Source organism: Burkholderia sp. RF2-non_BP3 (assembly GCF_001522185.1).
Lineage (GTDB): Bacteria > Pseudomonadota > Gammaproteobacteria > Burkholderiales > Burkholderiaceae > Burkholderia > Burkholderia diffusa.
This window is the reverse complement of sequence record NZ_LOSU01000028.1, coordinates 503147-516385: the sequence shown is the minus strand read 5'-3', so window position 1 is coordinate 516385 and position 13239 is coordinate 503147. Positions and strand designations below refer to the sequence as shown.

General features: G+C 68.0%; 14 protein-coding genes. 4 read left to right on the top strand and 10 right to left on the bottom strand.

Translation table 11 applies throughout. The annotated features are described in order from the left end of the window. The first annotated feature begins 61 nt into the window (after positions 1 to 61). The gene (locus WS45_RS12785) at positions 62 to 1336 is read left to right on the top strand and encodes an APC family permease (RefSeq protein ID WP_059525091.1); all 1275 of its coding nucleotides are present in this window, start codon (positions 62 to 64) and stop codon (positions 1334 to 1336) included. 96 nt (positions 1337 to 1432) lie between these two features. On the opposite strand, the gene WS45_RS12780 is transcribed toward WS45_RS12785, so the two are convergent. From WS45_RS12780 to WS45_RS12765, 4 genes are all read right to left on the bottom strand, one after another. Then, positions 1433 to 1729, bottom strand: a complete 297-nt coding sequence (locus tag WS45_RS12780) for an XRE family transcriptional regulator (RefSeq protein ID WP_059466239.1) — start codon at positions 1727 to 1729, stop codon at positions 1433 to 1435. Positions 1730 to 1799: 70 nt separating this feature from the next. Further along, entirely contained in the window at positions 1800 to 2159 is a 360-nt protein-coding gene (locus WS45_RS12775; protein WP_059525089.1) for a type II toxin-antitoxin system RelE/ParE family toxin, read from the bottom strand. Between the two features lie 130 nt (positions 2160 to 2289). Next, the gene (gene pcaQ, locus WS45_RS12770) at positions 2290 to 3279 is read right to left on the bottom strand and encodes a pca operon transcription factor PcaQ (RefSeq protein WP_059700153.1); all 990 of its coding nucleotides are present in this window, start codon (positions 3277 to 3279) and stop codon (positions 2290 to 2292) included. Positions 3280 to 3356: 77 nt separating this feature from the next. Next, a complete protein-coding gene (locus WS45_RS12765; protein WP_059525085.1) occupies positions 3357 to 4094 on the bottom strand; it encodes a helix-turn-helix domain-containing protein in 738 nt (245 codons plus the stop codon). Between the two features lie 120 nt (positions 4095 to 4214). On the opposite strand from WS45_RS12765, the gene WS45_RS12760 reads away from it, so the two are divergent. The 3 genes from WS45_RS12760 to pcaG all read left to right on the top strand — a co-directional run bounded on the left by WS45_RS12760 (position 4215) and on the right by pcaG (position 6376). Further along, complete coding sequence (locus WS45_RS12760; RefSeq protein WP_059700151.1) at positions 4215 to 4778, top strand: YiiX/YebB-like N1pC/P60 family cysteine hydrolase; 564 nt, start codon at positions 4215 to 4217, stop codon at positions 4776 to 4778. 293 nt (positions 4779 to 5071) lie between these two features. After that, positions 5072 to 5779 carry a protocatechuate 3,4-dioxygenase subunit beta gene (pcaH, locus tag WS45_RS12755; RefSeq protein WP_059525082.1) on the top strand — a complete coding sequence of 236 codons (708 nt, stop codon included), beginning with the start codon at positions 5072 to 5074 and terminating at the stop codon, positions 5777 to 5779. A 3-nt stretch (positions 5780 to 5782) separates the two neighbouring features. Next, complete coding sequence (pcaG, locus tag WS45_RS12750; RefSeq protein ID WP_059525080.1) at positions 5783 to 6376, top strand: protocatechuate 3,4-dioxygenase subunit alpha; 594 nt, start codon at positions 5783 to 5785, stop codon at positions 6374 to 6376. A gap of 459 nt (positions 6377 to 6835) precedes the next feature. Here the strand turns inward: pcaG and WS45_RS12745 are convergent, their stop codons facing one another. The 6 genes from WS45_RS12745 to gsiB form a co-directional block, all read right to left on the bottom strand. Then, positions 6836 to 7615 (bottom strand): AraC family transcriptional regulator, encoded by a 780-nt coding sequence (locus tag WS45_RS12745; RefSeq protein WP_059689921.1) that lies wholly within the window; start codon positions 7613 to 7615, stop codon positions 6836 to 6838. 227 nt (positions 7616 to 7842) lie between these two features. Continuing rightward, entirely contained in the window at positions 7843 to 8670 is an 828-nt protein-coding gene (locus tag WS45_RS12740; protein ID WP_059700149.1) for a M55 family metallopeptidase, read from the bottom strand. Then, positions 8667 to 9746: a DmpA family aminopeptidase gene (locus WS45_RS12735; RefSeq protein WP_059700147.1), complete on the bottom strand. Its 1080-nt coding sequence runs from the start codon at positions 9744 to 9746 to the stop codon at positions 8667 to 8669. Before WS45_RS12735 ends, WS45_RS12740 begins: the two co-directional genes overlap by 4 nt. Beyond that, the gene (gene gsiD, locus WS45_RS12730) at positions 9746 to 10639 is read right to left on the bottom strand and encodes a glutathione ABC transporter permease GsiD (RefSeq protein ID WP_059450559.1); all 894 of its coding nucleotides are present in this window, start codon (positions 10637 to 10639) and stop codon (positions 9746 to 9748) included. The genes WS45_RS12735 and gsiD overlap by 1 nt, the downstream gene beginning before the upstream one ends. A gap of 13 nt (positions 10640 to 10652) precedes the next feature. Next, entirely contained in the window at positions 10653 to 11573 is a 921-nt protein-coding gene (gene gsiC, locus WS45_RS12725; protein WP_059525070.1) for a glutathione ABC transporter permease GsiC, read from the bottom strand. 67 nt (positions 11574 to 11640) lie between these two features. Then, entirely contained in the window at positions 11641 to 13203 is a 1563-nt protein-coding gene (gsiB, locus tag WS45_RS12720; RefSeq protein ID WP_059525068.1) for a glutathione ABC transporter substrate-binding protein GsiB, read from the bottom strand. Positions 13204 to 13239: the final 36 nt, after the last annotated feature.

Below are 13239 nucleotides of genomic sequence, written 5' to 3'. Positions count from 1 at the left end.
ATCGAGCGATTCACCGCGCGGCCGTCCGCGCGCATAACAAGCCTCCCGGAGACTGCCCTTCATGTCCTCGCATGCCGATTCGCCCGCCGCTCATCACGCGGGCTCGCTGACGATTTTCCAGGGCGCCGCGCTGTATATCGGCGCGGTGCTCGGCACCGGCGTCATCGCGTTGCCCGCGCTCGCCGCCGAGGTCGCGGGCCCGGCGTCGCTGCTTGCGTGGGCCGCGCTCGTCGTGCTGTCGGGGCCGCTTGCGGCCACCTTCGCCGCACTCGGCGCGCGCTATCCGGACGCGGGCGGCGTATCGACCTACGCGCGACGCGCGTTCGGGCCGAAGGCCGCGGCGATCGTCGGCTGGTGTTTCTATTTCGCGGTGCCGGCCGGTGCGCCGGCCGCCGCGATGTTCGGTGGCGCGTACGTCGCGGCCGTCACGGGCGGCGGACATACGACGGTCATCGTCACGGCTGCCGCGCTGATCGCGACGGTGTCGGCCGCGAATGCGTTCGGCGTCACGGTGTCGGGCCGCATGCAGCTCGTGCTGTCGGCGCTGCTCGTCGCGCTGCTGCTGGCCGCCGTGCTCGCCTCCGCGCCACATGCGCGCCCGGCGAACCTGCATCCGTTCGCGCCGCACGGGTGGCTCGCGGTCGGCCAGGCTGCCGCACTGCTCGTGTGGAGCTTCGCGGGCTGGGAAGCGATCACGCATCTCGCGGCCGAATTTCGGCGGCCCGCGCACGACATGCCGCGCTCGGCCGGGATCGCCGTCGTGGTCGTCGGCTTCCTGTACCTGTCGGTCGCGGCCGCGAGCGTGACGGTGCTCGGGCCGTCGGCCGGCGCGTCCGGTGCGCCGCTTGCGGAACTGATCGCGGGCGGCATCGGCGGTCATGCGCAGGTGCTGGCGGCCGCGGCCGCGCTGCTGCTCACGCTCGGCACGATGAACGCGTATTTCGCGGGCGCGGCCAAGCTCGGCGCGGCGCTCGGGCGCGACGGCGCACTGCCAGCATGGCTCGCGCAAGGCAGCCAGGTCGGCGGCGTGCCGCGCCGCAGCCTCGGCGTGATCGCGATGCTGGCGGCCGTCGCGCTGGCCGCGACGACACTCTCGGACGTCGGGCCGAAGCCGCTCGTGCTCGTCACGTCCGGATGCTTCGTGATGGTGTACGGCCTCGGCGCGGCCGCCGCGCTGAAACTGCTGCCGCGCGGCGGCATTGCGTATCGCTGCGCATGGATTTCGCTGGTCGCCGTCGCCGGGCTGTTCCTGACGACCGGATGGTATTTCCTGTGCCCGCTGCTGCTCGCGGGCGGTGCGCTGCTGTATCTGCGGATAGCCGGGCAGCGCACGTGATCGCGTGCCGGTGCCCGTGTGCGGCCGAGCGCGCGCCCGTTCGCCGCGATGCACCGGCACGCCGTGCATCGGCCGCGCACCGCTTCGCCCGGTGCGTCAGGCCGGCACGAGCTCGAAGCTGAGCCGCTTGCCGAGCGCGGTGGCGGCGCTCGCGAGCGTCGCGAGCGTGAGGCTCGTATCGGTTTCGTCGAGCAGCCGGTTGAGTGCGGCGCGGCTGGTCTTCATCCGCGCGGCCATCGCGGTTTTCGTGATGTGCTGCGCCTTCATTTCCTGCCCGATCTGCCACGCGATCACGCGCTTGATCGCGGTGGCGGTGGCCGCTTCGAGGTGCCCTTCCTCCTCGAGGAACGTGTCGAAGTCGCTGCCGATATGCGGATTGTTCGTGGTCGTCATGGGTACTCCAGTGCATGGCGTTGCCGGCCGGCACATCGCCGATCGCATGTGGCGGCGCAGCCGGGGGAATTCAGATGGCGCGCGTGAGCGCTTTCAGCCGCGCGACGGTCACATCGAGATCGTCGGACGGCGTGGCCTGCGACTGCTTGAAGAACGCATGCAGCAGCACCATCGTGTCGCCGACGATCGTGAACAGCACGCGCGCGCTTCGCCGCGGCAGCATCACGCGGATTTCCCAAAGATCCGCAGACATCTTCCGGACCAGCGGCATGCCGAGCGGCCAGCCGAGCTGAACGGTCTTGATCTCTTCGCCGATCACCCTGCGCTCGATCTGCCCGAGCGCCTGCAGCCATTCGCGCACCGGCTCGTTACCACGCGCGGTGCGGAAGAACCGCACGCCGAGCGTGATCTGAATCTGCTGTCTCGCCATCGTCGTGTCATCAAGCGTATCAAAAACGGTACGATATGCCAAGCATGACGAGGCCCGCTACTGACCGAACGGCTAACGAATGGAGGTGAAAGGCGGCCGGACACCGCCCGCCCACGCCCTGCCCGGCGGCTCAACGCGCGCGGCGAGCCGGCTTGCGCGCGTCGCGGGGGGGCGTGCGACGGGTGGGCGCATCGCCGAACCGCGCCTGCGCGATCTCGCGCACGGCGTCGATCAACGTCCGGGCGACGGGTGACGGTTGCGCGTCGGTGCGCAGCACGAGCCCGACCGGCTCGTCGGTGCCCGCGGACGGCAGCGGGAGCCGCGCGAGTGCACCGGCCGACAGGTCGTATTCGGCCGCATAGAGCGGCACGAACCACACGGCGTCGTTCTCGAGCGCAAGCGCACGCGCGACCGACACCGACAGCACCTCGATGAACGAATCCAGCGGCGGCGCGCCGCACGCGCCGAGCAGTTGCTCGGCCGACTGGCGGATCAGCGTGCCGAACGGCGGCAGCACGACCGGGTAGCGCGCGAGCTCGACAGCCGGCGTGGCGCTCGTCAGCAGCGGATGGCCCGCGCGCACGACTGCGACGAGCGGTTCGTTGTACAGCTGCTCGAACGCGAGGCCGATCATCCGCTCCGGCTCCGACAGGCGCCCGATCGCGCATTCGATCGTCCCGGCCTTCAGGCGCTCCAGCAGCTCGGTGTTCGCGGCCGTCGCGATCCGCACCACGATGCGCGGCCAGCGTGCGGTCAGCGCCTTCATCAGCGCGGGCGCGAGCGATGCCGCAACCGTCGGCAGCATGCCGATTTCGAGCGTCGCCGCGGCCGCGCCGCCCTCGCGCGCGAGCAGCCCGACGCCCTGCCGCAGCGCCAGCACGCACGCGTTCGCATGCGGGATGAACAGTTGCGCTTCGCGGGTCGGCTGCGCGCCGTGACGCCCCCGTTCGAACAACTTCACGCCGAGGATCGACTCCAGTTCGGCGATCGTCTTCGACACGGCCGGCTGCGTGATCGACAGGCTTTCGGCCGCCTTCTGCACGCCGCCCAGTTGCGCGACCGCGAGAAAACACTGCAGGTGCCGGAACTTGACGCGGCCGTCGGCGATACGGTTATTCATAACGAGCAGTTATGCGAGTGGCGATGAAATGCCATTTTGCATAACTTTCCGGAAAGGCCCAAGCATTCGGCGCGGTGTCACGCATGACGCCGCAGCGCGTGGAATCCGGTCGGCTCCCAGATCCGTTTCGCGATCAGCAGGGCCGTGCCGCGCTTCTGCCCGAGCGGTGCCGACGACGACTCCGCATGCAGCGCCGCCGCCTTGCTGCCGAGCCGCCGCAGTTCCTGCTCGAGTTCCGCGGCGGCCGCGTCCGTCAGCATCCCTTGCGAGAACGTCATCGTCTCGCCCGGGCCGTCGAAGCGGCTGCCGAGAAAGTCGTCGAGCACGTGCGCATGGAAATAGCGGCGGATCGGCCCGCCCGGCAGCCAGTCGAAATCGCGCGCGACGCGCACGCGAATCCGATCGCCCGGGAGCAGCGCGATCACGTTCATCCGGTCGAGCATCAGCAGGTATTTCACGCACTCGGCCTGCGTCACGCGATAGGCGGACACGATGTCCTGAACGGTCCAGTAGTTGATCGCGCAGACGGCGACGAGCAGCAGCTTCTCGTCCGACACGAGCAGCGCCTCCTGCTGCTCGGTCAGCACGCGCAATCGCGGCGCGGACGCCGACGCCTCCTGCACGAGCTCGGCGAGCGTGTAGCCGAGCAATTGCGCGATTTCCGCGACACGCTCCAGCGTGAAGCGGCCGCTCGCGAACAGCCGTTTCACGCTCGTCTCGGAAACGTCGAGCGCACGCGCGACGTCGCGGTAGGTCATCCCCTGCGCCTTCAGCTGGCGCTTCAGCGTTTCGATGAGTTGGGCGGTCTCGGTCATGTTGGTATCGAAAAATGATGCTAATGGTCGGATATTAGGCTACTCGCGCATCCGATCAAGCACTTTTGGATACTCGTCTGCATAATCCGCTCCGTCCTGTCACGCACCGACGGAGCCGCGATGAACACCCGAACCGACACCCATTCCTTCGATCCGCAGCATGCTGCTCGGCGCGATGCCCGCGACACCGATCGCACGCTACCGCTCGCCACGATGCGCACGCTGGCCGCCGGCGCGCACGTCGGGGATCTCGTGTTCATCCGCGTACCGGCCGGCGCGTCCCGCGCCGCCGCAGGCAGCGCGGACGCGTGGGCCGGTCGCTTCGGCATCGTCGTCGATACGTCGGGCGACGAGCCGCTGATCGCCGAGCCCGCGTTTGCGCGGACGAAGCTCACGCCGCTGTCGCGCTTCGTCGCCCGCGCCGACGGCGGGCGCATCGCGCTGGCCCGCCGCGTCGCGGCACCGAACGCCGACGCGCAACGCAACGTGCACGCGCTGGCCGAACAGCGGATCGACGCGCTGCTCGGCAGCCGCCTCAAGCTGCTGGCGCAGCGCGGGTTCTGCGCGAACTATGTGACCGACGTGCTCGGCGCCGACCGCGCCGCGACACCGGCCGCGCTGCTGCGCAGCGGCACGCTGTCGCTCGAATTCAACGGGATCGTCTTCGATCCCGCCCGACCGTAAAGAGACGAAGGACGAACGACGGACACGCTCGGGGAGACCGGATAACAACAACAACGAAACACAATAAAGCAGCGACGGGCTGGCTGGAGGGCCGTGCACGGAGTCGTCACCGACGACGCGAAGCCCGATCGCTTTTTCCGCCGGACAGGCCGCCTGTCCGGCGGATTTTCATTGGCGCCGCAAAACATAACGAACGGTTATGCAATTCGCGAAAAAAGGTCATTTTTCATAACTTTCCGGCTTGGCTAAAGTCTTGCCATCCACTTCGCGAAATACCTATCAGGAGACGCCCGATGGATTCCCCCACGATCCTCACGCCGCGCGACTGGCCGTCGCATCCCGCGTATGTCCACCCCGAGTACCGTTCGTCGGTGAAGCGCGGCCCGACGCGCCCGATGATCCCGTTGAAGGAAAAGCTGCGCGACCAGTTCGCACCCGTCTACGGCGCCGAGGATCTCGGCGCGCTCGACCACGACCTGACGAAGAACGCCGTGAAGAACGGCGAGCCGCTCGGCGAGCGCATCGTCGTCACCGGCCGCGTGCTCGACGAAGGCGGCAAGCCCGTGCGCAACACGCTCGTCGAGGTATGGCAGGCGAACGCGGCCGGCCGCTACGTGCACAAGGTCGACCAGCACGACGCGCCGCTCGACCCGAACTTCCTCGGCGCCGGCCGCTGCATGACCGACGCCGAAGGCCGCTACCGCTTCCTCACGATCAAGCCCGGCGCCTATCCGTGGGGCAACCATCCGAACGCGTGGCGCCCGAATCACATCCACTTCTCGCTGTTCGGCGACTACTTCGGCTCGCGCCTCGTCACGCAGATGTACTTCCCCGGCGACCCGCTGCTCGCGTACGACCCGATCTTCCAGGGCACGCCGGAAGCGGCGCGCGACCGCCTGATCTCGCGCTTCTCGATGGACATCACCGAAGAAGGCTATGCGCTCGGCTACGAATTCGACATCGTGCTGCGCGGCCGCGACGCTACCCCGATGGAGCGCTGAACCATGACGACGCTGAAGCAAACCCCTTCGCAGACGGTCGGCCCGTACTTCGCGTACGGCCTGTGCCCGCAGCAATACAACTACGATCTGAAGAGTCTGTTCACGCCGACGATCGCCACGCCGGACGCCGACGGCGAGCACGTGCTGCTGGTCGGACAGGTGTTCGACGGCGACGGCAACGTCGTCAGCGACGCGGTGCTCGAATTCACGCAGGTGGACGCCGCGGGCCGCTATCCCGCGTCGCGTGACGACATCGCGAAGTCCGGTTTCACGGGCTTCGCCCGCGTCGGCACGGGCACCGATGCGCAGCACCGCTTCGTCGTATCGACGGTGAAGCCGGGCCGCATCGCCGCCGACGAAGCACCGCACGTCAACGTGACCGTGATGATGCGCGGGATCCTGACCCATGCGTTCACCCGCGTGTATTTCGACGACGAAGCTGCCGCGAACGCGGCCGATCCGGTGCTGAACCTGGTGCCGGCCGAACGCCGCGCGACGCTCGTCGCGAAGCGCGACGCGCAACCGGGCCGGCCCGTCGTGTATCGCTTCGACATCCGCATGCAGGGGCCGGACGAGACCGTGTTCTTCGACGCGTGACGCGCGAGCCGGCGCCGGCCGGCTGCTCGCACCGAACCGCCGCGTGGCGCGATTCCAACAGGTATCGCATCGCGCGGCGGTTTTCATTTTCGCGCATCAACATTCGATGCCGTGCCGCAGCACGCCCGGTCGGGATTGCCGACGCCCGTCGCTGGCTCCTTCGGACCCGAAATCGAACGCGCGATTAAAACGCATGCTGCGACTGCACATAAATCGTGGGGGTCGCGCAATATCGTTTGCGCGTTATGCGGCGTATGCTTTGCTATCCGCAGTCCGCCGAGGCAATTAATTCGAAACAAGCAACAATTTCACGATTCGATGCACGAACACGTCCCGCTGGCTGTCGCGCATTTTTTCTGACCGAGTGCCTTTAAGCGCGTCTGACCGAAACCTGGCAGGCGCGTTTTTTTCGTCCGTGACCGAAGCGCGGCACCGCGCCCGCCACCGTATCCGTTCCGACTAGCGGCGCGCCTCCAGATACCGGCTCGGCGTTTCGCCGAGGATGCGGCGAAACGCCGACGTAAAGGCGCTCGCGCTCGCATATCCGAGATCGAGCGCGACACGCGTCACCGGCTGCCCGTCGCTCAGCCGTGTGATCGCCGCCAGCATGCAGACCTGCTGGCGCCACGCGGCGAAACTCACGCCGGTCTGCGCGCGGAACAGCCGCGTAAACGTGCGCCGGCTCACGCCCGCATCGGTCGCCACCTGGTCGAGATCGGCCGCGATCGACGGCGACGCGAACAGATGCCGGCAGATCTTCGCGAGGCGCGCATCGCTCGGCAGCGGCGCGTGCAGCGACAGCCGCGGCATCGTCGCGATTTCCGCGATCAGCAGCGCCATCAGCTTGCCTGCCCGGCCGTCGACGTCGTACATCGCCGGCAGGTCGATCGCATCGTCGATCAGTTGCCGCAACAGCGGCGACACGCCGTATACGCCACACTGGTCCGACAGCCCCGCGGCCCGGGCCGCGTCTTCGGACACGAACGCGTTGAGCATCGTGACCGGCCCGGTCATCGTCATTTCGTGCCGCACGCCGGCCGGCACCCAGCACGCGCGCTGCGGCGGCACCAGCCAGCGGCCGTGCGGCGTCGACACGCTGATGGTGCCGCGCGACGCGAACGCGAACTTCCCGCGCCCGTGCGCGTGCTCCGGAAACGTCGTGCCCGCCGCGTAGTCGTTGGCGGTCGCCACGACGCTACGCGGAATATGTTCGTAGGGATCCAGCAGCGTATTTCTCAAGGCCCGAATTCCATCATGAAGGAACCGATAGCGAAGGCGGGTCACCTTCGATCGGTCTACGATCCGCTCCACGCTTGCGCGACCGGACGGCCGCAAGACCCGACGGCCGAAACGGCCGGATAGCGACTTCATCGGAGCGGAGATGTCGAATACGTTTCATCTCGCGAGGCGTGGGCCGACACGGATTTCAGCGACCAGACCGCGGTCCGGCATCCGATCGGCACGCATCACCGCAGCATGAACGACATGGCCGACAGGCTGTTCAGCGTGCGCACCACGTGCTCCACCGACGGCCCGTCGAAGCGCAGCGTCACCGCATCGACCCGCTCGAGCGACGGCAGCACGCAGAACAGATCGGCGAGCGCGGCCGTCTGCACGCGCAGCGTGCAAGCAGCCGGCACGGGCCGATGCGCACCCGCGCGCCAGCCGGACGACAGCGCGTGCGCGACCGTTTCGCGTGCGGCGGTCGCGATGCGCGCGCAGGACGCTGCCGGCGTGAGCGTGTCGCCGCTCGATGCGCCGCCGGCCGTCTTGACCGTCTCGAAACGCGCGTCCGGAAACAGCGGCCGGGTTTCCTCGGCGAACACGTCGTCGCCCGACGCCAACGCGACGTGCGCGCCGTATTCGCGCGCCAGCGCGCCGTACAGCCCGGCTTCGCCGAGCTCGACGCCATTCAGCCACACCTGCGTGAACGCGAAGTTGTTGATGGTGTGCGCCAGCACGCCGCGCGTCTGCGATTTCGCGTGAAAGCCGATCATGAACACGAGGTCGGGCTGCTGTTCGAGGCCCGCCATCATCCCCAGCGTACGCGGCTTGCCGAGCACGACGCGGGCACGGGCATCGAGCCCGTCGGGCAGCAGATTGCGGAAGCCGCCATGCGAATCGTTGACCCAGACGGCCTGCGCGCCGCCGGCGAACGCGCCTTCGATCGCCGCGTTCGCCTCGGCGGTCATCCAGCGGCGCGCGCGTTCGTATTCCGGATTGCCGGCACGCGTCTGCTCGATGGCGAACACGCCGGCGACACCTTCGATGTCGGTCGAGATCAGAATCTTCATGAATGGATCGGACGTCCTTCGTTGTCTTCGTTGAATAACCGATCGAGATCGGGCACCGCGTCGCGCAGCGATTGCCGCACATGGCCGTCGCGCCCGGTCACGGTCACGGCCTGCAGCAGCGCGTCGGCGATCGCGTGTTCGACGCTCTCGGCCGCGGCCATGAACAGCGGATCGAGCGCCGCATCGGCCACGAGGGCCGGCAGCGCGACGGTCGATGCATCGTGCGCGATCGTGTACGCGGTCGAAAAAGCGAGCGCGATGTCGCCGCTGCCGTGCCCGTAGACCGAGCCGGTGCGAGCAAGCCCGGCGCCCGCGCGACGGGCGAGCCGCGACAGTTGCCGCGCGTCGAGCGGCGCATCGGTCGCCAGCAGCAGGATGATCGATCCTTGCTCCGGCGCCGCCTGCGCGTTCGCGGCGGCACGCCGCTGCGCGACGACGCGCCCGAGCGGCACGCCGCCGAGCGTCAGCATCGGCAGACGGCCGAAATTCGCGAGCACCAGCGCGCCGACCGTATACGGCCTGCCGGCCGCGACGGCCACGCGCGACGCGGAGCCGATCCCGCCCTTCAGGTCGAAACACGACATCCCGCGCCCGGCGCCCACCGCGCCACGCGCGAAGTCTCGCGACGCGGTATTGCAGGCTTCGTCGTAATGCGCGGCCGTCACCGCGAACGCCTGGATGTCGTTCAGATAGCCGTCGTTGCACTCGAACACGAGCGGGTTGACGGTCGACCAGTCGTGGCCGATGTGCGGATTCTTCGCGATCGCCGCGCGGATCTGCGCCTGCGCGACCGCGCCGACGCCGAACGTGTTGGTCAATGCGATCGGCGTGTCGAGCGTGCCGAGCTCGTCGACCTGCACGAGCCCGACGCTCTTGCCGAAGCCGTTGATCACGGCCGCGCCGGCCGGCACCTTGCTGCGGTAAAGATCGCCCGGATGCGGCTTGACGACGGTGACGCCCGTCTGCACGTCACCGGCATCGAGCGTCGCGTGGCCGACCGTCACGCCCGGCACGTCGGCGATCGTGCCGCGTGGCCCGGCGGGCAGCGTCGTGCTCCACATCGGAACCGCTCGCATCAGCGCCGCTCCAGCTTCGGGTCGAGCGCGTCGCGCAGCCCGTCGCCGAGCAGGTTGAACGCGAGCACCGTCAGGAAGATCGCGAGGCTCGGGAAGATCGCGACGTGCGGCGCGGTCACCATGTCCGCGCGCGCCTCGTTGAGCATCGCGCCCCACTCCGGCGTCGGCGGCTGCGCGCCAAGCCCGAGGAACGACAGGCTCGCGGCCGTGATGATCGACGTGCCGATCCGCATCGTGAAGTACACGACGACCGACGACACGGTGCCCGGCAGGATGTGCCGCATGATGATCGTCCAGTCGGACGCGCCGATGCTGCGCGCGGCTTCCACGTAGGTCATGTGCTTGAGCATCAGCGTGTTGCCGCGCACGAGCCGCGCGAACGCCGGAATGCTGAAGATCGCGACCGCGCAGATCACGTTGACCATCCCGTTGCCGAGGATCGCGACCACGCCGATCGCGAGCAGGATCCCCGGGAACGCGAACAGCACGTCGGCCACGCGCATCGTGATGCGGTCCCACCAGCCTTCGTAGTAGCCGGCGAGCAGCCCGAAGAACGTGCCGACGAGCGCGCCGAGCGCGACCGAGAAGAAGCCGGCGGCGAGCGAGATGCGCGTGCCGGTGACGATCCGGCTGAAGATGTCGCGGCCGAGCGAGTCGACGCCGAACCAGTGCACGGCCGACGGCCCTGCGTTCAACGCGTCGTAGTCGAAATAGTTCTCCGGATCGAACGGCACGATGTGCGGGCCGACGAATGCGAGCACGACGAGCGCCAGCACGAAACCGCCGGCGACCAGCGCGACGGTCTGCTTGCGGAACTTGCGCCAGAATTCGCGCCACGGCGTGCGGATCGCGCTCGATGCGGCCGACGCCGCGGGCTGGACAGTCGCGTTCATGCGCGCCTCACTCTCACTTGAACCGGATGGTCGGGTTGATGACCGCGTACAGCACGTCGACGGTCAGGTTGATCAGGATGAATTCGAGCGAGAACAGCAGCACGATCGCCTGGATCACCGGGTAGTCGCGCATCGTCACCGCGTCGACCAGCAGGCGCCCGAGCCCCGGCCAGTTGAACACGGCCTCGACGACGATCGAGCCGCCGAGCAGGAAGCCGAACTGCAGCCCCATCATCGTGACGACCGGGATCATCGCGTTGCGCAGGCAATGCTTGAGCACGACCATCGGCTCGTGCACGCCCTTGGCGCGCGCGGTGCGCACGTAGTCCTCGTTGAGCACCTCGACGAACGACGCGCGCGTGAAGCGCGCCATCACGGCCGCGACCGCGGCGCCGAGCGTCAGCGACGGCAGCACGTAGCTCTTCCACGTGCCGTCCGGCACGACGGGCAGCCAGCCGAGCTTCACCGAGAAGATCTCCATCAGCAGCATGCCGAGCGCGAATGCCGGAAACGAGATGCCCGACACCGCGATCGTCATCCCGAAGCGGTCGGGCCAGCGGTTGCGCCATACCGCCGACGCGATCCCGATCGCCATTCCGAACGCCGTCGCCCAGACCATGCTGACGAGCGTCAGCAGCAGCGTCGGCATGAAGCGCTCGCCGATCTCGGTCGATACCGGACGCTTGCTGCGCGTCGACATGCCGAAATCGCCGTGCGCGATCTTCACGAAGAAGTTCGCGAACTGCGTCGGCAGCGGCCGGTCGAGCCCGAGATCGGCGCGCACGAGCGCGACCGTCGCGTCGTCGGCCTCGGGGCCGGCCGCGAGCCTCGCCGGATCGCCCGGCAGCAGGTGCACGAACAGGAACACCAGCACCGCGACGATCGCGAGCGTGGGCAGCAGGCCGAACAGGCGTTTGACGAGAAAATTCAGCATGGGGCACCGATCGAATCAGCGCGCCGGCAGCTTGCGCCGCCGGCGCCGCACAACGGGCGAATCGCCGTCATTTCACCGAGATTTCGTCGAAGTTGAACGAGCCGTCCGGCATCACGTACATGCCGTGCAGGCGCTTGCTGCGCGCATAGACGATCTTCTCCTGCACCAGGAAGATCCACGGTGCGTCGGCCCACACCTGCTTCTGCGCGTCGGCGTACAGCGCGGCCTTCTTCGCGTTGTCGGTCGTCTCGAGCGCCTTCGCGAGATCGTCGTCGACGGCGCCGTTCTTGTAGTACGCGGTGTTGTAGAGCTTCGGCGGCGCGGATGCGGACGCGAGCAGCGGCGACAGCGCCCAGTTCGCCTCGCCCGTCGAGGCCGACCAGCCGCTGTAGTACATCCGCACCGGCGCCGTCGCCGGGTCCTGCGCGCTCTCGACCTTCGCGACCCGCTCGCCGGCCTCGAGCGCCTGCACCTGCACCTTCACGCCGACCTGCGCGAGCTGCTGCTGGACGAACTGGATCAGCTTCTGCGCCGTCGAATGGTTGTACGCTGACCAGAGCGTCGACTCGAAGCCGTTCGGATAACCGGCCTCCTTCAGCAGCGCGCGCGCCTTCGCCGGATCGTACGGCCACGGCCCGAGCTTGGTCGCGTATTCGACGCCCACCGGGGCGACACCCGTCTGCGGGGTTGCGTAGCCGGCGAACACGACCTTCGCGAGCGCTTCCTTGTTGACCGCGTAGTTCAGCGCTTCACGCACCTTCGGATTGTCGAACGGCTTCTTCTGCGTATTCAGCGAGATGTAGCGCTGGATGATCGACGGCCGCTCGATCAGCTCGACCTTCGGATTGCTCTTCAGGTCGGCAGCCTGCTCGAACGGGATCGTGAACGCGAAATCGGCTTCGCCGGTCTTGAGCAGCGCGGCGCGCGTGTTGTTGTCGACCACCGGCTTCCAGTCGATCGAATCGACCTTCGGATAGCCCTTCTTCCAGTAGCCGGCGAACTTCTTCACCTTCATGTCGTCGGTCTGCTTCCATTCGACGAACTCGAACGGGCCCGTGCCGACCGGATGCAGCGACACGTCGCGCCCCCACTTCTTCAGCGCGGCCGGCGAAATCATCACCGCCGACGGGTGCGCGAGCGTGTTGACGAACGCGGAGAACGGCTCGCGCAGCGTGAAGCGCACCGTCATCGGATCGACCACCTCGGTCTTCTCGATCACGCGGAACAGCCCGTAACGCTTCAGCTTGTTCGCCGGATCGGTCACGCGGTCGAAGTTCGCCTTCACCGCGTCGGCGTTGAAGTCCGTGCCGTCGTGGAACTTCACGCCCGGGCGCAGCTTGACCGTGTAGACCTTCGCATCGGGCGACGCCTGGTAGCTCGTCGCGAGCACGTTGACGAGCTTCATGTCCTTGTCGAAGCCGAACAGCCCTTCGTAGAACGACTTGACGACGGCTTGCGACACCGTGTCGTTCGCGTCGTACGGGTCCATCGTCGTGAACGTCGAGTACACGGCGACCACGACGTTCTGCTGCGCGAACGCGGGCACGGCGACCGACAGCGCGAGCGCGCCGGCCCCCGCGGCGAACAACGCGCGCGGACGGAACATCGGGAACGAATGCGACTTGTTCATTTTGTCTGGCTCCTGTGGATGATTCGGTAACGCGTG